This window comes from Bacillus sp. FSL W7-1085 (genome assembly GCF_038595035.1).
Taxonomy (GTDB): Bacteria; Bacillota; Bacilli; order Bacillales; family Bacillaceae; genus Bacillus; species Bacillus altitudinis.
The window spans coordinates 3,065,998-3,087,624 of the sequence record NZ_CP152000.1 but is presented as its reverse complement, the minus strand read 5'-3'; the positions used below and the strand labels follow the sequence as shown (position 1 = coordinate 3,087,624).

General features: G+C 41.8%; 18 protein-coding genes and 1 riboswitch. Of the genes, 17 read left to right on the top strand and 1 reads right to left on the bottom strand.

Annotation, left to right across the window (positions count from 1 at the left end):
* Positions 1-12 precede the first annotated feature (12 nt).
* A complete protein-coding gene (sspJ, locus tag MKY11_RS16135; RefSeq protein ID WP_008347117.1) occupies positions 13-156 on the top strand; it encodes a small acid-soluble spore protein SspJ in 144 nt (47 codons plus the stop codon).
* A 122-nt stretch (positions 157-278) separates the two neighbouring features.
* Positions 279-457, top strand: a riboswitch (Lysine riboswitch).
* 192 nt (positions 458-649) lie between these two features.
* Positions 650-2,059 carry an amino acid permease gene (locus MKY11_RS16130; RefSeq protein ID WP_035701368.1) on the top strand — a complete coding sequence of 470 codons (1,410 nt, stop codon included), beginning with the start codon at positions 650-652 and terminating at the stop codon, positions 2,057-2,059.
* 37 nt (positions 2,060-2,096) lie between these two features.
* Here the strand turns inward: MKY11_RS16130 and MKY11_RS16125 are convergent, their stop codons facing one another.
* On the bottom strand, positions 2,097-3,035 hold the full coding sequence (locus MKY11_RS16125) for an ABC transporter substrate-binding protein (RefSeq protein WP_282745716.1): 939 nt from the start codon (positions 3,033-3,035) through the stop codon (positions 2,097-2,099).
* A 259-nt stretch (positions 3,036-3,294) separates the two neighbouring features.
* On the opposite strand from MKY11_RS16125, the gene MKY11_RS16120 reads away from it, so the two are divergent.
* The 15 genes from MKY11_RS16120 (at position 3,295) to MKY11_RS16050 (ending at position 21,618) form a co-directional block, all read left to right on the top strand.
* Entirely contained in the window at positions 3,295-4,347 is a 1,053-nt protein-coding gene (locus MKY11_RS16120) for an iron ABC transporter permease (RefSeq protein WP_008347113.1), read from the top strand.
* The gene (locus tag MKY11_RS16115) at positions 4,348-5,370 is read left to right on the top strand and encodes an iron ABC transporter permease (RefSeq protein ID WP_007500263.1); all 1,023 of its coding nucleotides are present in this window, start codon (positions 4,348-4,350) and stop codon (positions 5,368-5,370) included.
* Positions 5,371-5,391: 21 nt separating this feature from the next.
* Positions 5,392-6,207, top strand: a complete 816-nt coding sequence (locus MKY11_RS16110; RefSeq protein ID WP_017368048.1) for an ABC transporter ATP-binding protein — start codon at positions 5,392-5,394, stop codon at positions 6,205-6,207.
* Between the two features lie 179 nt (positions 6,208-6,386).
* On the top strand, positions 6,387-7,109 hold the full coding sequence (locus tag MKY11_RS16105; RefSeq protein WP_047945406.1) for a response regulator transcription factor: 723 nt from the start codon (positions 6,387-6,389) through the stop codon (positions 7,107-7,109).
* A 3-nt stretch (positions 7,110-7,112) separates the two neighbouring features.
* Positions 7,113-8,867: a HAMP domain-containing sensor histidine kinase gene (locus MKY11_RS16100; RefSeq protein WP_024719802.1), complete on the top strand. Its 1,755-nt coding sequence runs from the start codon at positions 7,113-7,115 to the stop codon at positions 8,865-8,867.
* A gap of 136 nt (positions 8,868-9,003) precedes the next feature.
* Positions 9,004-10,440 carry a glucuronate isomerase gene (uxaC, locus tag MKY11_RS16095; RefSeq protein WP_342501602.1) on the top strand — a complete coding sequence of 479 codons (1,437 nt, stop codon included), beginning with the start codon at positions 9,004-9,006 and terminating at the stop codon, positions 10,438-10,440.
* A gap of 67 nt (positions 10,441-10,507) precedes the next feature.
* The gene (locus MKY11_RS16090; RefSeq protein ID WP_058213615.1) at positions 10,508-11,518 is read left to right on the top strand and encodes a LacI family DNA-binding transcriptional regulator; all 1,011 of its coding nucleotides are present in this window, start codon (positions 10,508-10,510) and stop codon (positions 11,516-11,518) included.
* A gap of 58 nt (positions 11,519-11,576) precedes the next feature.
* Positions 11,577-13,028, top strand: a complete 1,452-nt coding sequence (locus tag MKY11_RS16085; RefSeq protein WP_268372742.1) for a tagaturonate reductase — start codon at positions 11,577-11,579, stop codon at positions 13,026-13,028.
* On the top strand, positions 13,025-14,518 hold the full coding sequence (locus MKY11_RS16080) for an altronate dehydratase family protein (protein ID WP_017359255.1): 1,494 nt from the start codon (positions 13,025-13,027) through the stop codon (positions 14,516-14,518). Before MKY11_RS16085 ends, MKY11_RS16080 begins: the two co-directional genes overlap by 4 nt.
* A gap of 20 nt (positions 14,519-14,538) precedes the next feature.
* Positions 14,539-15,930 carry a glycoside hydrolase family 28 protein gene (locus MKY11_RS16075; protein ID WP_039168216.1) on the top strand — a complete coding sequence of 464 codons (1,392 nt, stop codon included), beginning with the start codon at positions 14,539-14,541 and terminating at the stop codon, positions 15,928-15,930.
* 171 nt (positions 15,931-16,101) lie between these two features.
* The gene (locus MKY11_RS16070) at positions 16,102-17,052 is read left to right on the top strand and encodes an ABC transporter substrate-binding protein (protein ID WP_342501601.1); all 951 of its coding nucleotides are present in this window, start codon (positions 16,102-16,104) and stop codon (positions 17,050-17,052) included.
* Positions 17,018-18,076 (top strand): iron ABC transporter permease, encoded by a 1,059-nt coding sequence (locus tag MKY11_RS16065; RefSeq protein ID WP_342501600.1) that lies wholly within the window; start codon positions 17,018-17,020, stop codon positions 18,074-18,076. Before MKY11_RS16070 ends, MKY11_RS16065 begins: the two co-directional genes overlap by 35 nt.
* A complete protein-coding gene (locus tag MKY11_RS16060; RefSeq protein WP_342501599.1) occupies positions 18,073-19,359 on the top strand; it encodes a heme ABC transporter ATP-binding protein in 1,287 nt (428 codons plus the stop codon). The genes MKY11_RS16065 and MKY11_RS16060 overlap by 4 nt, the downstream gene beginning before the upstream one ends.
* Before the next feature lie 179 nt (positions 19,360-19,538).
* Positions 19,539-20,441 carry a 4-hydroxy-tetrahydrodipicolinate synthase gene (dapA, locus tag MKY11_RS16055; RefSeq protein WP_342501598.1) on the top strand — a complete coding sequence of 301 codons (903 nt, stop codon included), beginning with the start codon at positions 19,539-19,541 and terminating at the stop codon, positions 20,439-20,441.
* 4 nt (positions 20,442-20,445) lie between these two features.
* The gene (locus MKY11_RS16050) at positions 20,446-21,618 is read left to right on the top strand and encodes an iron-containing alcohol dehydrogenase (protein ID WP_342501597.1); all 1,173 of its coding nucleotides are present in this window, start codon (positions 20,446-20,448) and stop codon (positions 21,616-21,618) included.
* Positions 21,619-21,627 lie beyond the last annotated feature (9 nt).

Genomic DNA, 21,627 nt, shown 5'->3' with positions numbered 1-21,627 from the left:
GGGGAAATAGCGATGTCATTTTTCCAAAAGGATAAAAAGGCGAAAAGCGAGAAAGACCATCAGCAGGTAGATCAGCTGTTAGAAGAAGCAAGTAAAGAACTAGCAGGCGATCCGCTTCAGGAAGCTGTCCAAAAGAAGAAAAACAACCATCAATAAGCTGACAAAAAGGCGGAGAATCATTTCTCTGCCTTTTTTCTATGTTTTTCCCTTTGACAGATATGAGAATGTTTGATAACCTTCGTGTAGTAAAAATGAATAGAAATCCTCACGCTATGTCTCAGTGAGGTAGAGGTTGCGCGGATGATGAGTCACTCATGGGAGAGATGGAATCGTTGATCATGAGAAAAAAGGCATCAGCGCCGAAGTGTAGAGAGAGCTCCAACTTTCTTTATGCTGGGTCTGCATTGAACAAATGCAGGACTGCCACGTCTTTGAAGCGTGGAGGGCTATCCGGAGATCAAGGTGTATGTTTTGAAAAGCATGGACTTTTGTTCAGGCTTTTTTTTATGTTCTGATTGCCTAAGAAAAGGGTATGCTGGTAAGAAAGTGACCCAACATGAACATAAAGAATGCAAGTCATTGCTTCACAAATATATCAATGAAGATACTGCCGGGTCTGGTCCAAAGTGAATATAACGGAGGTACGAAAATGGAACAGACAAAAAAATGGGGTTTTTGGTTATTGACGGCTTTTGTCGTCGGAAATATGGTAGGTTCAGGCATCTTTATGCTGCCTAGTACACTTGCCCAGCATGCAAGTCCTTTAGGTGTGACGATGGCATGGCTTGTCACAGGTGGCGGCGTACTGATGATTGCCTTTGTGTTTGGACATTTGTCCATTCATAAACCGCAGCTGACAGCTGGACCACAAAGCTATGCAAGAGCGCTTTTTAAAGATCCGAAAAAAGGAAAAGCAGCCGGTTTTACAATGGTTTGGGGATATTGGGTGGCAAGCTGGATTAGTAATGTCGCCATTATCACAAGCCTAGCTGGTTATTTAACAACCTTTTTCCCAATTTTAACCGTGAAAACGGAGATCTTTACTTTTGGAAAAGAAGCGATCACACTTGGTCAGCTCACAACGTTTATCGTATGTACAATCCTTCTATGGGGGACTCATACGATTTTAATTACAAGCTTAAGTGCAGCAAGTAAGTTGAACTTTATTACGACCTTTTCAAAGGTGCTTGGATTCGTCCTTTTTATTGTCGCAGGCTTATTTGCATTCCAAACCGCATTATTTGAACATTATTACTTCCCTGTTGAAGCAGCAAGTGGTGAAGGAGTGCTCGGACTTGGAGGCCAAATTCATCATGCGGCCATTTCCACACTATGGGCATTTATCGGCATCGAATCTGCTGTCATTTTATCAGGAAGAGCCTCTTCGCAACGTGATGTCAAACGTGCGACGATTACAGGACTTTTAATTGCACTGTCTATTTATATGATTATTACCTTGATTACAATGGGCGTTCTGCCGCATGATCAATTGCAAGGTTCTGATAAACCATTCGTAGACGTGCTTCAGCTCATTATCGGACCGGCTGGCGGCATTGTCATGGCACTTCTTGCGATCATTTGTTTATTTGGTTCGATGCTTGGCTGGATTTTGCTTGGTTCTGAAGTCCCTTATCAAGCAGCAAAAGCTGGCGATTTCCCAGCAGTGTTTGCAAAAACAAACAAAAAAGGCAGTCCTGTTTTTGCTTTGACTGTCACAAATATCATGTCACAGCTGTTTATTTTCTCAGTCATGTCACGTACGATTAATGAAGCCTTTACTTTCTTAACAACATCAGCGACACTTGCGTATCTCATTCCGTATATCGTGTCGTCGATCTACAGCTTTAAGGTCATCATGCAAGGTGACACATATGAGCTCCAAAAAGGAAACCGGACAAGAGACGGGATCATTGCGCTTGTGGCCATGGGGTATTCCGCTTGGGTCATTATTTCAGGCACAGCTGATTTAAAAACATTTGGTCTTGGTATTGGATTGTTCTTAGTTGGCATTTTACTCTACCCATTCATGTCCAAAAAATTTGCCAAAGGTACAGTTTAAAAAATACGTTTCTCCAGCATTGGAGAAACGTATTTTTTTATGAGGCAGATGTTAATCGATCCACAATAAATTCGAGCTGACCTTCTAGTGACACAGGGTCATTAAAGAAGTAACCGACTGTATCTGTTTCAAATACACGTTTGTTTTGGACCGCAGGAAGTGATGCCCAGATGCTGCTTTTATACACTTGATCGCCATTACTTTTTGAACCGCTCCATGGGCTTGTGAAAATATAATCACCTGCAAATTCTGGAAGCTTTTCAAGAGAAATGTTTGCATAACCGACACCACTGTCGATGGCTTCTTTTTGGACAGCCTTCGGAGCTTTTAATTTCAGCTCGTCATAAATGATTTCACCACCGCGTGCAAAAGTGTTACCGAAAATGTAAATGCCCTTATCGAATGGTGATACGATCGAAACGGTTTTGTTTCCTACAGCTTTTGTTACCTTTGGTTTCACTTCAGCAATTTTGGCATCCCATTTTGTGATCCAATCCGTTGCTTTTTTTGATGTGCCTGTCATTTTACCGAATTCTTTTAGCTGGTCTTTAAACGAATATTGATTGTATTGAATGGCAACTGTAGGTGCAATTTTTTTGTATTGATCAAATTTCTCATCTTCTCCCCAAGCAATGATCATATCCGGCTTCAAAGAGGCTACTTTCTCAACAGAGGGAGATTTTCCAATATTTTTCACTCCATCTGTTTTTCCTTTATAGAAAGGGTTTTTAAAGATGGGCGCAGTGGCAGCAATTGGGGTTTTGCCGAGTGTGACGAGATCCCCGTAATAGCTTTCCGCCAGAAGCACAATACGTTTTGGGTTTTGAGGCAGTTTCACGTCACCCTTTACATCTTGATAGGTGATCGTGTCATTTTTTTTGGCTCCCGATTCTTTATTGGAAGTGCTGCCGCAAGCAGCAGTAAAAATCATAAGGGTCATGAAGGAAATCAAAAGAAGTCCAGTTCGTTTTTTCACTAAAGTTCGCTCCTATTCAATTGTTTATGATAATGATTCTCATTCGCGATTATATCTTAACATGATAGAAGAAAAAATGCATCGGCTATTTTATGACCAAAATGAAAATGGTGAAATTCTCCCGGTTTTTTGATGAAAATAAAGAAATTTATTAGAACAAGGATTTCAAAACGTGAAGAAAGTGATATACTAGACTCCGAGATTGATAATCATTATCATTAATAACGAATAGATATGAACGGAAGGGAAGAGACTGGTTTTGGGCTCACAATCAAATAAACAGCTGTCAGCTAAAGATGATGCGATAGATATTGTGACAAAGCCTTTTGGTACAGCAGCTGTTGTCATCATAGGAATCATTGCTTTAGCATTTGGTCTTTTTTTATCAGTATCGCTAGGAGCGGCAAACATTCATTTACACACGGTATGGGAAGCCGTCTTTCATTTTGACTCACAACAAACCTCACATCAAATCATTAGGGAACTAAGGCTGCCGCGTACAGTTGGTGCCGCACTTGTCGGTGCCTTTTTAGCAGTATCAGGTGCCATCATGCAAGGCATGACAAGAAATGCGCTTGCGTCTCCTGAAATCATGGGTGTGACAAATGGCTCTGCATTTGCGATTGCCATTGCGTTTGCTTTTTTCCCAGGCCAATCTTCTTTTACATTAATTCTTTGGTCATTTTTGGGTGCAGCACTTGGCGCCTCTATTGTATTTGGGGTTGGAACCCTTTCAAAAGGGGGACTTACTCCTGTGAAGCTCGCATTAGCCGGTACGGCTGTTGGCGCACTTTTAAGCTCAATTTCCTCAGCGATTGCCATTCGATTTGACGTCGCGCAAGATATGAGTTTTTGGTACGCAGGCGGTGTGGCTGGTGTAAATTGGAGCAATATTAAGATCATCATTCCAGTTGCGGCTGTAGGACTGATCATCGCAATGATTCTTGCCCGCTCCATCACGGTTTTAAGCTTAGGTGATGAATTAGCAAAAGGGCTTGGACAATATACACGAACAGTCAAGGTACTTGGCATATTGGTCGTGATCCTTTTAACAGGTGCAGCCGTGTCAGTTGCAGGTTCTATTGGCTTTATCGGGCTTGTGATTCCTCATGTTACGCGTTTCTTGGTCGGCGTTGACTATCGCTGGATTATCCCTTGCTCAGCTATTTTAGGGGCTATTTTGCTCATTTATGCAGACATTGCGGCAAGGCTTGTCAATGCGCCGTTTGAAACGCCAGTTGGTGCCATTACAGCCATTATAGGCGTTCCTTTCTTCTTATATTTAGCGAGACGTGAAAGGAGCGGAATTTAAATGGAAATGGTACAGCAGGCAAAGAAAAAGAAATACAAACGAACGATGGTCATGATCTTTTTAGCCATCGTGGCTGTGTTCCTAATAAGTTTAAATACCGGAGAGATAAGGATTTCTCCGATGGATACATTCAAAACATTTTTTGGACTCGGAAGTGAAATGGATGAGCTTGTATTATTCGAGTTCAGACTTCCGAGGATGGTCATCGCTTTACTTGTTGGCGCTTCTATCGCTGTATCAGGAGCCATTTGGCAAGGTGTTTCTCAAAATGGTTTAGCTGATCCCGGCATTCTAGGTGTAAATGCGGGTGCAGGTTTTGCGGTTGTTTTGTTTATCTTTGCCTTTCAGGGCTCGATGTCGAACTTAGGTGATTTTACGATATTTGTACTGCCGCTTTTCGCTTTCGCAGGGGCAGCCTTTGCTGCATTTCTCATTTATGTGCTAGCGTGGAAAAAGGGCATTACGCCTGTTCGATTGATTTTAACTGGTATTGGGATCAATGCTGCATTTTCGGCAGCAATTGTGGTCATTCAATTAAAGATGAGCCCAAATGATTTTAACCAAGCCATTGTGTGGCTGTCAGGAAGTATTTGGGGCTCAAGTTGGACATATGTCTTATCAGTCGTGCCGTGGATGCTGATTTTTCTTGTATTAGCGATGGTGAGGGCACGCTACTTAAATATCATGAATTTGGGTGATCAGATATCTTATGGCTTAGGGATTTCAGTTCATAAAGAAAGAAGTTTTCTCATGCTGATTGCAGTTGCATTAGCCGGTGCAAGTGTCGCTGTTGCAGGGAGTATATCGTTCCTAGGGTTAGCGGCACCACACCTCGCAAGAAAGCTAGTTGGACCGAAACATCAAGGAATGATACCGGCGTCCGCTATGATTGGTGCACTGCTGTTATTACTTGCAGATACACTTGGGCGTGTCATACTTGCTCCATCAGAGGTGCCCGTTGGACTTGTCGTTTCTGCCTTAGGCGCACCTTACTTCATTTACTTATTGATGAAAACGAACTAATGAGGAAGGAGAGTACAACAGATGAAATCACTTGAAACAGAAAAGCTTTGTATTGGCTATCATGACCGTTTGATTGTAGACGATTTAAATATCAGCATCCCAAAAGGCAAGGTGACGACATTAATTGGGCCGAATGGGTGCGGGAAGTCAACGATTTTAAAAACAATGTCTCGTATTATGAAGTCCCATCAAGGTGCTGTTTATTTAAATGGCCAGGCTATCCATCAAACACCAACAAAAGAAATTTCAAAACAAATGGCCATCTTACCGCAGACGCCTGAAGCACCAAGTGGTCTGACCGTTTATGAGCTTGTGTCATATGGACGTTTCCCGCATCAAAATGGATTTGGCCGTTTATCAAATGAGGACAAACGAATCATCAGATGGGCACTTGAGGAGACGGGAATGATTGCATTTCATGACCGGCCAATTGAAGCACTCTCCGGTGGACAGCGTCAGCGGGTATGGATTGCGATGGCACTCGCTCAGGAAACAGAGCTGCTTTTATTAGACGAACCAACGACGTATTTAGATCTTGCTCATCAGCTGGAGATCCTTCAGCTATTAGAACGCTTAAACAGAGAGCAGGGCAGAACGGTGCTGATGGTGATTCATGACCTGAATCATGCTGCACGCTTTTCACATTACATGATTGCCCTCAATCAAGGGAAAGTCATTAAAGATGGTACGCCTCATGAGGTCATGACAAAAGAGGTGCTCAGTCAGGTGTTCCACATCGATGCAGAAATTGTTCTTGATCCGAGAACGAATAAGCCGATCTGTTTAACATATGACTTAATGAATCATGAAAGAAAGCTTGAAGCTGTGAACGGATAATAGATGGACAAAAAACTCGGTATGTATGACCGGGTTTTTTTTGCATTTTTTGATATTACCTTGTTATGCCATTTTCTCCAGTTGATCTTTTTTCGCTTTTATGCAGAAAAGAGGTACTTTTTTACTTTGGACAATGGTAATATACGGTTAGAGATCATAGCTAGAAAGGAAAGAGATGCGTGGAAACAGCAAAAATATTGATTGCAGATGACGAAGAAGCAATTGTAAAAATGGTTGAACGCGTATTAAAAAAAGAAGGGTTTCAACATATTTATAAAGCCTATCATGCAGATGAAGCATTAGATATTGTCAAAAACGAGGACATCCACCTCTTACTTCTAGATGTGATGATGCCCGGTAAGTCTGGCTTTGATGTTCTACCTGAAATCAGGAAAATGACGAAGGTACCGATTTTCTATTTAACAGCAAGAACGTCTGATGTAGACAAATTGACTGGATTTGCACAAGGTGCAGACGATTACATCACAAAGCCATTTAATCCGTTAGAGCTAGTAGCTAGAATTAAGGCGCACTTAAACCGAACTTATATCTCCTTACAGGAGGAGCAGGAAGAAGCGCACAGTCAATATGAATATGCTCATTTCTCGTACCATCCTCATGCAGCCGAGTTGAAAGTAAGGGGAAAGGTGACGGCTTGCTCAGCTCAGCTTTTGTCCTTGCTGAAGTATTTTTGTGACCATCCGAATGTGGTACTTTCAAAAGATCAAATCTATGAGAAAGTATGGGGTGTTCCGTCATATGGTGACAACAACACCGTCATGGTTCATATCCGAAAGCTGAGAGAAAAAATAGAGTTAGATCCAAGCCAGCCTGAATATATTGTGACGATCCGTGGTATGGGCTATAAGTTCATTCCGCAACCTGTGAAGGTTCTTCAATAGTTTATGAATTTACGAACAAAACTTTTCTTTCACTTTGTCGGACAAATGTTTATTGTCATCGTCATTCTGACGATCGGGCAAACATTCTCTGAAAATCTTTATTTTCAAAAGCGCTATGAGAATATGACTGAAACTGGTTTAACGAAGGCAGATGGAGATACACTCATGAGCTGGCTTTATTTTAACGAGGATGGAAAAATGGAAGCCGATGATCAGCTCAAACAAGCAGTGGAAAAACGTGATGGCTGGCTGCAAGTGATTGATTCCAAAAAACGCAACGTCTATAGCTATCAACTCCCTAAAAACATTCCAACATCCTATCAAAAGGATGAAATGATCAAGATCTTTGAAAAAAGACAATTTAAAGATTACAAGATGTACTTCTGGCCAATTGAGATTGATCAAGAAAGCTTTATCGTCTTATATGGATTTAAAACGAACAGCACAAAGGTAGCCAATTATCTCAAGCAGCATGAAAAAAACCTGGCTGCATTGTCTCAATATTCAGTTGAAACAAAAGAATTTTTGAAAAGAATGAATGGATCGGTGCATCTGTTTAATGAAGAAGGAAAATACTTAAAAGGTATCCGAGCCAAAAATAATTTGAAAAATAACGTAACGGATGTTGAACTGCTCAAGTATCAATCAAAGCCTTGGGAGTTTAGAAGTGACCTGTCTTATATCAGAGTGAATAAAGATCTGTATATGATTGTTTCGGTGCCAAACAAAGTATACAGCCCAGACGAGCTTTATGATAAAGAGACAGAGGCTTTAAACCAATATACAACGCTTTTGATTGCAGGTCTTGCGCTTACGATTATTATCGTTATGACATTATGGTACTCGTATCGCTATGGGCTACCGATCTATCACATTATCCGCTGGCTGATTTTCTTATCAAGAAATAAATTGCAGGAGCCAACAAATAGAAAAGGTATTCCAGTAAGTAAAAATAAAAAGGGCCGTATTAAGCGAGAGTATCGGCTGTTTGAGGATATCCTTAAAACAATGGATCAGCTCACCAATACGTTAAAAGAGAATGAAGCAAACCGAAGAAAAATTCAAACCACAAGGGAAGAATGGATCGCAGGGCTGTCTCATGATCTAAAAACGCCTCTTAGTACGATTTACGGCTATGGATTAATGCTAGAATCAGATCAATACCAATGGTCCAAGGAAGAAGTCATGGAAATGGGACAAGTCATTCGTGAGAAATCAGAATACATGTCGACCTTGATTGAGGATTTAAACCTCACGTATCGATTGAAAAATGGTGCATTGCCTATTAATCGAAAACCTGTTGAGCTTGGTGAATTTTTAGCCTCCATTATGGACGAGTTTTCAAGAAGCACGCTTTCTGAAGATTATATGTCATCCTTTGAAGATCAAACAGAGGGTGTCATGTTTGAGATCGATAAAGCCTGGTTTAGACGAGTCATTGAGAACCTGCTGGCAAACGCAGTGAAGCATAACCAGAAAGGTACTCTTATTCAAGCTGTTCTATCTGAAACAAATGATGAAGTTCGGATCGAAATGAAAGATAACGGACGCGGAATGGCGCAGGAAACGGTGGATCATTTATTTAATCGCTACTATAGAGGGACAAATACGAATGATCCAACAAATGGAACAGGATTAGGACTGGCGATTGCAAAAGAGCTTGTCTTGCTGCACGATGGCGATATTCAAGTAGAAAGTGAATTAGGTCAAGGAACAACTATTGCGATTATCCTAAAGAAAACACCATCTGTAAAATAGCCAAAAAACGATTTTCTTTTCTAAAGGAGATCGTTTTTTCTTGTTTTAGGATTGAAATCGATTTTGTAAACGATTACAATAAAATTGTTAACGTGAACAAAATCATTTTCATCATTATAAGAGATGGGGGAGTTAGATGAAAGCCTTTTTAGATGAGCAGTTTTTATTAAACAGTCAAACGGCGGAAAAGCTATACCATGAGTTTGCAAAGAACCTTCCGATTATTGATTACCATTGTCATTTAAGTCCAAAAGAAATCTATGAAAATAAAACGTTCCAAAATATAACCGAAGCATGGCTTTACGGAGATCATTACAAATGGCGCGCCATGAGAACAAATGGGATACCTGAAACACATATCACAGGAGATGCCTCAGATTATGATAAATTTTTAGCATGGGCGAAAACCGTTCCGATGACGATTGGAAATCCTCTCTATCACTGGACCCATCTAGAGCTAAGACGATATTTTGATGTCGAAGAACTGTTGAATGAAGAAAGCGCAGACATCATCTGGAAAAAAGTAAATGAAAAGTTGCAAGGAGATGGATTTGGTGCGAGAGATTTCATTGTGAAATCAAATGTTGAAACGGTTGTGACGACAGACGATCCGGTTGATTCGTTGATTTATCACCAACAACTGCGGGAAGAAGGCTTTTCTGTGCAAGTACTGCCAGGGTTTCGGCCAGATAAGGCATTAGATATCACAAATGATTTGTTTATCGAGTATGTTCATCAGCTGGCGGAGGTTTCATCTATCAAGATCGAATCCTATCAAGACTTCATAAAAGCACTTCATATGCGAATCGATTTCTTTCATGAACAGGGCTGTTTGATTTCAGATCATGCCATCAATGAAATGACGTACGAAGACACGACGGAAGAAGAAGCTACGATCATTTTTCATAAAAGAATGTCTGGACATTCATTGACGGAAAAGGAGAAGGTTCAATTTAAAACGCACACATTCATTGAACTAGGTCAGGCATATGCTCAGCGGGGATGGGCGATGCAGCTTCATATCAATGCGCTCAGAAACAACAATTCCAAAATGTTTGAGCGGCTTGGACCAGATACCGGATATGATGCAATGAATGATGAAGACATTGCAAAACCCCTTTGCCGCGTATTAGATCGGTTAGAACAAGCACATGCATTACCAAAAACCATCCTCTATTCCTTGAATCCAAGGGACAATGTGGTGATTTCAACAATAGCTGGAAGTTTTCAAGATGGAAAGACTCCTGGGAAAATGCAGCATGGAACAGCCTGGTGGTTTAATGATACAAAGCAGGGAATGACAGAGCAGATGATGGCACTCTCCAGTATCGGACTGATCAGCCGATTTATTGGAATGCTGACAGATTCACGAAGCTTCCTGTCGTACACAAGACATGAATATTTCCGTAGACTGTTATGTGACATCATTGGAGATTGGGTGGAAAAAGGTGAAGCGCCTAATGATCTCAATTTGCTAGGGGGAATGGTAAAAGGAATCAGCTATGAAAATGCAAAGCAGTATTTTCAATTTGAACGGGCAAATGAGCTTCCGCATAAAAGCAAGATGATATGAACAAAAAGCAAGAATATGAAAGCGTTTTTATGATAAGATGATAAAAAATCATAAAAGGCGGAATAGCATGACAGTCACAATCAAAGATATAGCAAAATTGGCAAACGTTTCTCATACCACAGTATCAAGGGCTTTGAATAATAGTCCTTTTATTAAAGAGAAAACAAAACAAAACATCTTGTCGATTGCAAAACAGCTGAATTACTCACCGAATGTCCATGCCAGAGGCCTTGTCTCGCAAAAATCATTTACAATTGGTCTGTTTTTTACGAGTTTAACAGAAGGCACATCCTCAAGTTTCTTTGTTGATGCATTAAAAGGCGTCAACAGTGTGATAACAGAAAACTATCATTTGGTTGTAAGAGGAATTGACGATTTTCACGATTACACAACCATTCATAAACAGCGGTATGATGGTATTTTGCTCATGAGCCAAAGCGAGCATGATGAAGCGTTTATCCATCATGTGAAAAAGCAGGGCATTCCCATTATTGTACTGAATCGCCGTGTAGAAAGTAATCAAGTGATGAATATATTAGCGGATGATGGTGAAGGGGCATACCAAGCTGCACACTATTTCATTCAGCAGGGGCATAAACAAATTGCCATTATTGAAGGGAAAGAAGGGTTTAAATCCACACAGGAAAGAAAAGCTGGTTTTTTGCAAGCACTCATTGACCATCATGTACCCATGAAGAAAGAATACATGATCATAGGCGACTATCATATGAAGAGCGGCTATGAATCAATGGAAGCCTTACTCACTCTTGATGATCCGCCAACTGCCCTTTTTTGCTCAAACGATGACATGGCGATTGGTGCGATGAATGCATTGTTTGCAAAAGGTAAAAGGTGTCCTGATGATCTCTCTATTATCGGTTTTGATGATATTTCATTTTCATCTTATACAACGCCTGCCCTCACAACAGTCAAAAAGCCAATTGAAAAAATGTGTGCGCTTGGAGCAGAAGCCATCCTTTCAGTCATCAACGGTGAAAAACAAGAAGACGATCATCTGGAAAAAGTGTATGTCCACACAGAGCTGATGATTAGAGATTCAGTAAAAAAGGTGCAGTAATCAGCATCTTTTAAATAAAAATGTTCACGTGTGCAAAAAATGCGGGGAGGAAAAGCGTTTGAGACGATTATCCAAAGATGTGTACCCAGTGGCTGAATATCCTGAAACCATTCTACAAATTGGCGAAGGGAACTTTATGCGGGGATTTATGAATTGGCAGATCCAGAAGCTAAACGACTGTACAGATTTTAAAGGAAGAGCAGTGGTTGTTCCTCCTCGAAAAGGATCAGTGACCGCTCTAAATGAACAAGATGGTTTGTACACTTTATGTATTCAAGGATTTCATGACCAAAAAGAAATGAACGAACGGATCGTCATTCAATCCATCAGCAGGGGAATCAGCACATATACAGATTATGAAGCCTTTTTACATGTAGCGGAAAGTCCTGATGTGCGCTTTGTCTTTTCTAATACAACAGAGGCAGGACTTGTGTTAAGAAAAGAGGACCGATTAGAAGATCGGCCGCAAGCAAGTTTTCCAGGAAAGCTGACAGCCTTCTTGTATCACCGCTTTAAAGCTTTTTCTGGAGATGAGAAAAAGGGCTTGATCATCTTACCTTGTGAATTGATTGAACAAAACGGTGATCGATTAAGAGAATATGTGATCACAATGGCAGCTGAGTGGAATCTTCCGCCTGATTTTGTGGCTTGGGTCAAGGAAGCCAACACGTTCTGTAATACGTTAGTTGATCGGATTGTCCCAGGATTTTCTCGGAAAGCAGCGGAGACTGTTCAAAAAGAAGAGGGGTATATCGATGAATTGCTTGTCACGGCAGAATATTATCACCTGTTTGTCATTGAAGCACCTTCGTTTGTTCAAAAAGAGCTTCCTTTTCAAGAAGCAGGGTTAAACGTACTTTTTGTGGAAGATATCGCTCCCTATCGTATGAGCAAGGTTCGCATTTTAAACGGTGCACATACAGCGATGGTGCCGATTGCATATTCGTGTGGCTTGGACACTGTCAAAAAAGCGGTGGATGATGAGCATGTTGGTGTGTTCATTCGCCGCATGCTTGAGGAGGAAGTGTTGCCAAGTTTGCCACTTCCTGAAGAAGAGCTGCTTCTTTATACACAATCCGTTTGGGATCGATTCTGCAACCCTTTTGTCAAACATCAATTACTCGATATTGCCTTAAATGGTGTATCTAAATTTCGGGCACGAATTCTCCCGTCTCTTCTAGATTATATAGAGCTAAAAAAACAGCTGCCTACGAAGCTTATGTTCTCACTGAGCAGTTTGATTTATTTTTATCAAGTCCATGCAGATCAAATAAAGGATGATGAGTCTGTGATGACATTCATGAAGGAAGCATGGGAGGAAGTGGACCATTCCTATGAATTAATGGTCGATCAACTTCTTTCAAACGAAGTTTTATGGGGGATGGATTTGACGAGGATCGCAGGGCTGAAGGATGCAGTAGCCGAGCAGCTCACCTGCATACATGAAAATGGCATGAGAGCTGCTGTTCACCAAATACTTCAATATGAAAGTCAGGGGGAGAAGGCATGAGAGACTTTGTTGTGATTCATCCTTCAGATAATGTTGGCATCGCTTTAAAAGTGCTTGAGCAAGGCGAAGAGCTTCAGCACCAAGGTCATACAATCATTTTAAAAGAAACCGTTGCTAAAGGTCATAAATTTGCATTGGCTGAGATCAAAGAAAAAGAGAATATCATCAAATATGGCTACCCCATTGGTCATGCATCCACTGCGATTTCGACTGGAGAATGGGTGCATACGCACAATATCAAAACGAATCTATCAGGTAAGCTCGATTACGAATACCGCCCTTCTTTAACAGAAAACCCCTATGAAAAAACGAATCTGACATTCAAAGGGTATAAAAGAAAAAATGGCGCAAGTGGTATACGAAATGAGCTTTGGATTGTCCCAACAGTTGGGTGTGTCAATGGCATTGCCGATCAAATCATTCAAATATTTACCGCTGAAATGGGGGGAAGCATCCATCCTTTTGAAACGGCGTTAGTATTAAAACACAATTATGGATGCTCACAACTTGGGGATGATCATGAAAACACAAAAACAATACTTCAAAATGCCGTAAAACACCCAAATGCTGGAGGGGTTCTCGTTCTAGGGCTTGGCTGTGAAAACAATGATATTGAGGATTTTAAAGCTACATTAGGGGAGTATGACCAGACGAGGGTGAAATTTTTAAGAAGCCAAGAAGTAGGGGATGAGATTGAGACGGGTGTCGCTTTGCTCAAGGAAATTTATGACGCAGCGAAAGAAGATCAGCGTGAAGACATTCCGTTATCTGAGCTGAAAATTGGCTTGAAATGCGGAGGATCAGATGGGTTTTCAGGCATTACCGCAAATCCACTTTTAGGTAGACTGTCCGATTTCATTGTGGCTCAAGGAGGGACCACCGTCTTAACAGAAGTGCCGGAAATGTTCGGGGCTGAAGAGATCTTAATGGAGAGAGCGGAATCAAAAGCGACATTCGACAATATTGTGCAGATGATCAATGATTTTAAACAATACTTTATGGATCATCGACAGCCAGTATATGAAAATCCTTCCCCGGGAAATAAAGCAGGAGGAATTTCGACATTAGAAGATAAATCTCTCGGTTGCACACAAAAAGCGGGTACTTCCGTTATAAAGGATGTTTTAACATACGGGGAGCTGCTAAAACGAAAAGGATTGAATTTATTAAGTGCGCCCGGGAATGATTTGGTTGCTTCATCTGCTCTCGCAGCGTCTGGCTGTCAGCTCGTCCTCTTTACAACAGGCAGAGGCACACCGTTTGGCACATTTGTTCCAACGATGAAGGTATCGACCAATACCGCTTTATATGAAACAAAAAAACATTGGATCGACTTTAATGCGGGGGAATTGCTTGAAGATGTACCAGAAGATGTGGTGCTAGAGAAATTCATTGCCACGGTGATTGATGTGGCGAGTGGAAAGCTGTTAAATCATGAAAAAAACAATTTTAGAGAGCTGGCCATTTTTAAAACAGGTGTGACACTTTAAGACGTCTGGGGGATAAGGAAATGTCTAAAAAACGGAATTTGATGTATGTGACAGCAGGAACAGTACTAACAGGAATTGGACTCGCACGTTTAGCAAAGCAAGGGAAAAAAGACAAAGAAACAAATGGCATAGATCAGGTGTTAAAGCAGATAAAAGCGCCAAAGTTCCCAGATCGTGAATTCAATGTCATTCATTATGGTGCAGATAACAAAGGGATAGAGCTTTCGACAAATGCTATTCAGTCTGCCATCGATGATGCACATCGTTTGAAAGGAGGGCGTGTGCTAATTCCTGAAGGGACATTTTTGACAGGCGCTCTAGAATTGAAAAGCAATGTAGAGCTTCATCTTCATGAAAACGCCTATGTGAGCTTCAGCCAAGATACACGTGATTATCTCCCGCTTGTTCTAACAAGATATGAAGGAATTGAGCTTTATAATTATTCACCACTTATTTATGCCCATCATGCAGAAAACATCGCGATTACAGGAGCAGGCACGCTGGACGGGAGAGGGGATGAACACCACTGGTGGCCTTGGAAGTATGGAACAAATGGTCAACCCTCTCAAGATCGGGATCGTCAGCTTCTTTTTGAAATGGCTGAAAAAAGAATACCAGTGGAAGAAAGGGTGTTTGGCGAAGGACATTATTTAAGATCAAGCTTTATCCAGCCATACAATTGCCAAAACATTCTCATTGAAGGAGTAACAGTAAAGGATTCACCGATGTGGCAAGTCCATCCGGTGTTAAGTGAAAACGTTATCGTCCGTGGGGTGAATATCATCGGTCATGGCCCAAATACAGATGGTGTGAATCCAGAGTCGTGCCGACATGTGCTCATTGAAGATTGTTATTTTGATAATGGCGATGATTGTATTGCCATTAAATCGGGCAGAAATGAGGACGGCCGGAGAATCGGTGTTCCATCTGAAAACATCGTCATTCGTAGAAATACGATGCGTGATGGTCATGGCGGAGTAACGATCGGGAGTGAAATCTCTGGAGGCGTCAAGTATGTATATGCAGAGGATAATGTCATGGACAGTCCGAACCTCGACAGGGCATTGCGCATTAAGACCAACTCTGTCAGGGGCGGTACCATTGAACACATCTATTTTAAAAACAATCTAGTGAAAAGCTTAAAGCATGAGGTGGTCTGTATCGACATGATGTATGAGGAAGGGGATGCCGGTCCGCATAGGCCTGTAGTCCGTCATATTGAAGTAGAAGGGTTAAAAAGCAGCGGAGGGCGATATGGCGTGAAGATCGCCGCATACTCACATTCCCCGGTCACACACTTTAAAATGAAAGACTGTGTCATTGACGATGTCACGTACCCTCTTTCATTGGAACATGCAGTATCTCCTTCATTTCAGAAAGTTGTCATTAATGGTGAACATATCAACCAATAGCGGAAGTGAAAACAGCCAGGTCAAAGGCTGTTTTTCTTTTATAAGGACAGACAAGACGTATTCGGAATCACATATACAACCTATCTGCACTGTAGTATAATATTCCCGAAATTAGAAAAGAATTGACGAAAGAGATGACGTCAAGCAGTACATAAAGCAGGGGGTTTATTGATGAAGAAGTTAACTGGTATTTGGCTATCATTGTTACTTGTGATCGGTGTTTTAGCAGGGTGTGCAGGTGCGGAAACGGACCAAAAAACAAACAGTTCAAAGCCTAAAGAGACAGAGGCTGCGGCATTTCCTGTATCCATCAAAGATGCAGCTGGTAAAACCGTTGAAATCAAAGAACAGCCTAAACGAATTGTTTCGTTAATTCCAAGTAATACAGAGGTTGCCTATGCCCTTGGCCTTGGAAATAAAATCGTTGGTAGATCAGACTTTGACAACTATCCAAAGGAAGTAGAAAAGGTGGAGAAGATTGGCGGTCTTGATTTCAATGTAGAGAAGGTTATTTCCTTAAAGCCTGATCTTGTCTTAGCACATGCATCACAAATGAGTTCAAAAGACGGCTTTAAACAGCTTGAAGATGCAGGTATTCAAGTGCTGACTGTTAATGATGCAGCTTCCTTCAAAGATGTGTATAAGTCTATTAATATGATTGGTGAAGCAGCTGGCGTAAAAGAGGCATCAACGAAGCTTGTAGATGAGATGAAATCAAAACTGAATGACATCAAAAAACAAGCAGAATCCATCTCCAAAGACAAACAAAAAACAGTTTTTGTCGAAGTATCAGGTGCGCCTGAAATTTATACAACAGGTAAACAAACGTTTATGGACGAAATGTTGTCTGTCATTCATGCAAAAAATGCTGCTGGCGACCAAACAGGCTGGGTGCAAATGACGGAAGAATCAATTATTAAACGAAATCCTGATGCCATCGTTACGATTGATGGCGCAAGTTTAGCTGATCTGAAAAAAAGAGACGGCTGGAAGGCGATCAAAGCAGTCAAAGAAAAACAAGTCTTTCAATTGAATACGGATCTGGCATCACGACCGGGACCGCGATTGGTTGAAGGAGTGGAGGCTCTTGCGAAAAGCATCTATCCTGACACGTTCAAATAAAATCATCATCGCATACACAGCAAGTGCTTTACTTCTTGTCGTGAGCATTGGAATGGGAATCTCATTTGGCAGTTTAGGGATTCCCATTCCTTCTATACTTCGGATCTTTGTTCATGAAGTATTTGGAATTCAGGCCGGAACCATTGATACAATTGACCGCAATATTATGATGAATATCCGGCTGCCGAGAGTGATATTAGCGGCGTTAGTCGGAGCAGCTCTGGCGTTATCTGGTGCAGCCTTTCAAGGTTTATTAAAAAATCCTCTCGCTGACCCTTATACACTTGGGGTATCTCAAGGGGCATCTGTGGGGGCTGTAGCCACATTGTTTTTCAGTTTGCAGTTTCCTTTGCTTGGCAGTTTTACACTGCCTTTTTTGAGTATGACAACAGCGCTTGTCACACTATGTCTCGTCCTCTTTTTTGCCCGTATGGTTCACCGAGGAATGAGCATTTCTTCTTTAATTTTGACGGGGGTCATCTTTAGCTCTTTTTTAGGAGCCCTCATTTCATTAATGATTGCGTTAACAGGTGATGATTTAAAAGAGATTATTCATTGGCTTCTAGGCAGTGTGTCTATGAGAGGCTGGCGATATATTGCTCTTTTCCTTCCTTTTTTCCTCATTGGTACATTTGCACTGATCTTGATAGGAAGAGATTTAAATGTGATGACATATGGCGAAGAAAAGGCAAAACTGTTAGGGGTGCATGTGAAACGGAGCAAATATGTTGTGCTGCTTGCTGGTTCGATTCTGACTGGAAGTGCGGTGGCTGTGTCAGGAACGATCGGATTTGTAGGACTGGTGATTCCACATTTTATCCGTCTTTTATCCATTACGGATCATCGTCATTTGCTGCCTTTGTCGATGCTGAATGGTGCTTCCTTTCTCGTTTTAGCAGATGTGCTCTCCCGTACGATCATTGAACCGACTGAATTGCCTATTGGCATCATTACGGCGTTAATTGGTGCTCCTGTCTTTGGTATCATCCTCATCCGCAGATATAGAGGAGGGACGCATCTATGATTCAAGTGAAGGAAGTTAGAGGAGGATATGGTGTAAAAGAGGTCATTCACGGCGTGAGTTTTGAAGTGGAGCGAGGGGAATTCCTCGGCATCCTTGGTCCAAATGGGAGCGGTAAAACGACGCTACTTAAAATGATCGCAGGTATTTTAGCACCTGAGAGTGGCCAAGTAACACTAGATGGCCATCCAGTTCAATTCTACCGGCCAAAGGCACTTGCGCAAAAATTGGCGGTTCTTCCCCAGAAGACCGATCAAGCCTTTTCATTTACAGTGGAAGAAACGGTCCAGTTTGGGCGTCATCCTTATCAGAAAGGGTGGCTACAATCTGTTACGAAAGAAGATATCGAGATTGTCGGCAAGGTGATGGATCAAACAGATATTGCTCAATTTAAGGATCAATCCATCCATGAGTTAAGCGGTGGAGAACAGCAGCGGGTTTACTTAGCTCAAGCGCTGGCTCAGTGCCCTGACTATTTATTGCTGGATGAACCAACCAGTTTTCTTGATTTAGCTTATCAAAAAGAGTTACTCGATTTGATTAAACAAGAGACGGTTTCCTCTAACTTAACGGTGATCGGTGTGTTTCATGATGTGAACATTGCCAGTTTGTATTGTGACCGCCTGCTTTTGCTGAATGAAGGAAAGACGGACATGCTGGGAGAACCGCATCATGTGTTGACCACCGAACGGGTGAACCGGGTGTATGAAACAGATGTAACACCTCTCCAACATCCACTGCGGGCAAACCCTCAGCTGGTAATTGAACCTGCGTCCATCTCTGAACATTCAAGGCTGAACTTAGCGAATGGGTGGAAAACATATGGCGCAAACGGAATGACATTTTCTACTCATCAGCCATTGCGCATCCTTTCATCACATGAGAAAAGCGGGGGTTTCTTTTGGACACGGTCCCTTGGAACGGGAACTGAAGCACTCCATGACATGCTGGATGATGAGGAAGGGAATTTATTTCTTGGTCAATCTGATGGGCCGAAGCAATACGCCGCTGAAGATGATGATGAAGATGTCCTTCTTTATGGGATGCATCAAGAAGGAGAGCTGTCCGTTTGGCTTGTGCTGAAAGGAACGATATCAGATGGTGCGTCTGTCCAGCTAATGGGCGAGCTGATGCACTTCATTAAACAAGAGACAAGTATCCAGGTACATCATCTTTGTATCGCTGCTGCCAATGCAGAAGAAAAGGAGCATACTGCTCATTTACATGAAAGAGTCAGACTGAAAGTGAAGCATCTTCTGCATACATTGAACGCCATGAAAAAGTGAACCGGTTGGTTCACTTTTTTTGTTGAAAACATCAACATCTACTTATGTCACCCACTGAATATTTGAAAAAAACGAAAAATATGTTGCTAAATAAATCATATTGCTTTTATAATAAGAATCATGAAAGCGTTTTAATAATTAGTTGTTTAAAAATGCAACAATCGGAAGGGGAGGATCATTTGAACATTCAGGGAATCATTCCAGCCATTTTGACACCGCTTACAGAAGAAGAGCATTTTCATCCAGAAGTGACAAAGCAACTCATTGATCATTTAATCGACTCAGGTGTGCACGGAATCTTTGCTTTAGGGACAAACGGCGAATTTCATTTGTTTTCAGAGGAAGAAAAGCTTCAAATTGCTGAAACTGTTGTAAAGGCTGCGGGCGGCAGGGTGCCTGTATACATGGGAGCAGGTGAGAATAGCACTGATGCAACCATTAAGCTGTCAAACAAGTTCGCAGAATTAGGCGTAGATGTCTTGTCGGTTATCACCCCTTATTTTGTTGCGCCATCACAAGAGGAGCTGTATGAGCATTTTCGTCATATTTCAGAAAATGTGACCATCCCCATTTTACTTTATAACATTCCATCAAGAACAGGTGTGTCACTTGCGCCAGAGACGGTTGCAAGGCTCAGCGTCCTACCGAATGTGTTAGGTATTAAAGACAGTAGTGGAGATATTGCCAATATCAAAGCGTATCTCGATGTCACAAAGGATGAAGAGTTTGTCGTGCTTGCAGGAACGGATTCCCTCATTTTAGAGACATTGAAGCTAGGCGGAACAGGTGCAGTGGCGGCAACGGCAAATGTGCTTCCCAAAACCGTCGTTGGCATTTATGAATCGTTTCAGCAAGGAAATCTTGACCAAAGTGAGCAATGTCAGCAGCAGCTGCAGCCGTTAAGAGCGACATTCACATTAGGAACGTTACCAGCACCTTTGAAAAAAGCAGCTGAACTTTCAGGGATTCCTGTAGGTCCGCCAAAAAGCCCGGTCAAAGCATTATCCGGCGAGGCTTTAGAAGCTGTGGCGAACATGATGGAGAATTATCGGATACAAGCAAAAGCAGCAAAGGAGTCGTGAAGAGATGACAATATCACATTATCACTTTCAAACGGCATCACACATTGTTTCTGGCGCCCACTCTCTAGAGCTCCTTGGGGAGAAACTAGAGCTATTAGGACTTAGTAAGTTGAGATCGATTTTTATTTTAACGCAGCCATCCATCGTGTCTCTTGGTTACGCAGATCAAATCAAAACAGAACTTGCGAAAAAAGGGATTGCGAGTGAGATCAGCACAGAGATTAAGCCTGAACCAACGGAAGAAAATATCGAGGACGTATTCCAGACATTTTTAAAAGGGGAGCATGAAGCCATTATTGGGATTGGTGGCGGGAGTGTGCTGGATGCGGCCAAAATATTAGCTGTTCTAAAGACGAATGATCAGCCAATTTCTGATCTCGTTGGCACGAACCTTGTTAAAAAAAGAGGAGTTCCAACGATTCTCATTCCAACAACCTCAGGTACGGGATCAGAAGTGACACCAAACGCGATTGTTACCTTTCCGGAAAAAGAATTAAAAATTGGCATGGTCAGCCCATACCTTTTGCCTGATCTTGTGATCTTAGATCCCGCACTGACACTCAAATTGCCAAAAGCCATTACCGCAGCTACAGGGATGGATGCGTTTACGCATGCGCTTGAATCGTATATTTCAAATAAAGCCAATCCATTTAGTGATATGTTTGCACTCGAATCGATGAGGCTCATTTCAGGAAGTATTCAGGAGGCCTATCATCACGGGGATAATATGACAGCAAGGGAAGATATGCTGGTTGGTGCCATGTATGGCGGGATGGCGCTCACAAGTGCTGGAACCGCTGCTGTTCATGCAATGGCTTATCCGTTAGGGGGGAAATACAAGATTTCACACGGTGTCGCTAATTCCATGCTGCTTCCTCATGTCACGGCGTTTAATGCAGACCATATCAAAGATCGTCTTGAAGATATTGCTAGAGTGATAGGGATCGAAGAGAAAGGCTCAAAGCATACGCTTGCAGAGCAAGTGATTCGTCAAGTTGAAGAGTGGACAGCGGATTTACACATTCCTCAACAACTCAAAGCCTTCGGTGTGTCAAAAGAAGATGTGCCGGCACTTGCTGAAGCTGCTTCAGAGGTGAAGAGATTAATGGATAACAACCCGAAGCCGATGTCTGTCTCTGATATTGAACAGGTCTACATGAAACTGCTCCACGTTTAACACTTCATA

Coding starts and splice junctions, on each gene's coding strand:
- sspJ (WP_008347117.1), top strand. CDS start 13: ATGTCATTTTTCCAAAAGGATAAAAAGGCGAAAAGCGAGAAAGACCAT.
- MKY11_RS16130 (WP_035701368.1), top strand. CDS start 650: ATGGAACAGACAAAAAAATGGGGTTTTTGGTTATTGACGGCTTTTGTC.
- MKY11_RS16115 (WP_007500263.1), top strand. CDS start 4,348: ATGGAAATGGTACAGCAGGCAAAGAAAAAGAAATACAAACGAACGATG.
- MKY11_RS16110 (WP_017368048.1), top strand. CDS start 5,392: ATGAAATCACTTGAAACAGAAAAGCTTTGTATTGGCTATCATGACCGT.
- MKY11_RS16100 (WP_024719802.1), top strand. CDS start 7,113: ATGAATTTACGAACAAAACTTTTCTTTCACTTTGTCGGACAAATGTTT.
- uxaC (WP_342501602.1), top strand. CDS start 9,004: ATGAAAGCCTTTTTAGATGAGCAGTTTTTATTAAACAGTCAAACGGCG.
- MKY11_RS16090 (WP_058213615.1), top strand. CDS start 10,508: ATGACAGTCACAATCAAAGATATAGCAAAATTGGCAAACGTTTCTCAT.
- MKY11_RS16080 (WP_017359255.1), top strand. CDS start 13,025: ATGAGAGACTTTGTTGTGATTCATCCTTCAGATAATGTTGGCATCGCT.
- MKY11_RS16075 (WP_039168216.1), top strand. CDS start 14,539: ATGTCTAAAAAACGGAATTTGATGTATGTGACAGCAGGAACAGTACTA.
- MKY11_RS16070 (WP_342501601.1), top strand. CDS start 16,102: ATGAAGAAGTTAACTGGTATTTGGCTATCATTGTTACTTGTGATCGGT.
- MKY11_RS16060 (WP_342501599.1), top strand. CDS start 18,073: ATGATTCAAGTGAAGGAAGTTAGAGGAGGATATGGTGTAAAAGAGGTC.
- MKY11_RS16050 (WP_342501597.1), top strand. CDS start 20,446: ATGACAATATCACATTATCACTTTCAAACGGCATCACACATTGTTTCT.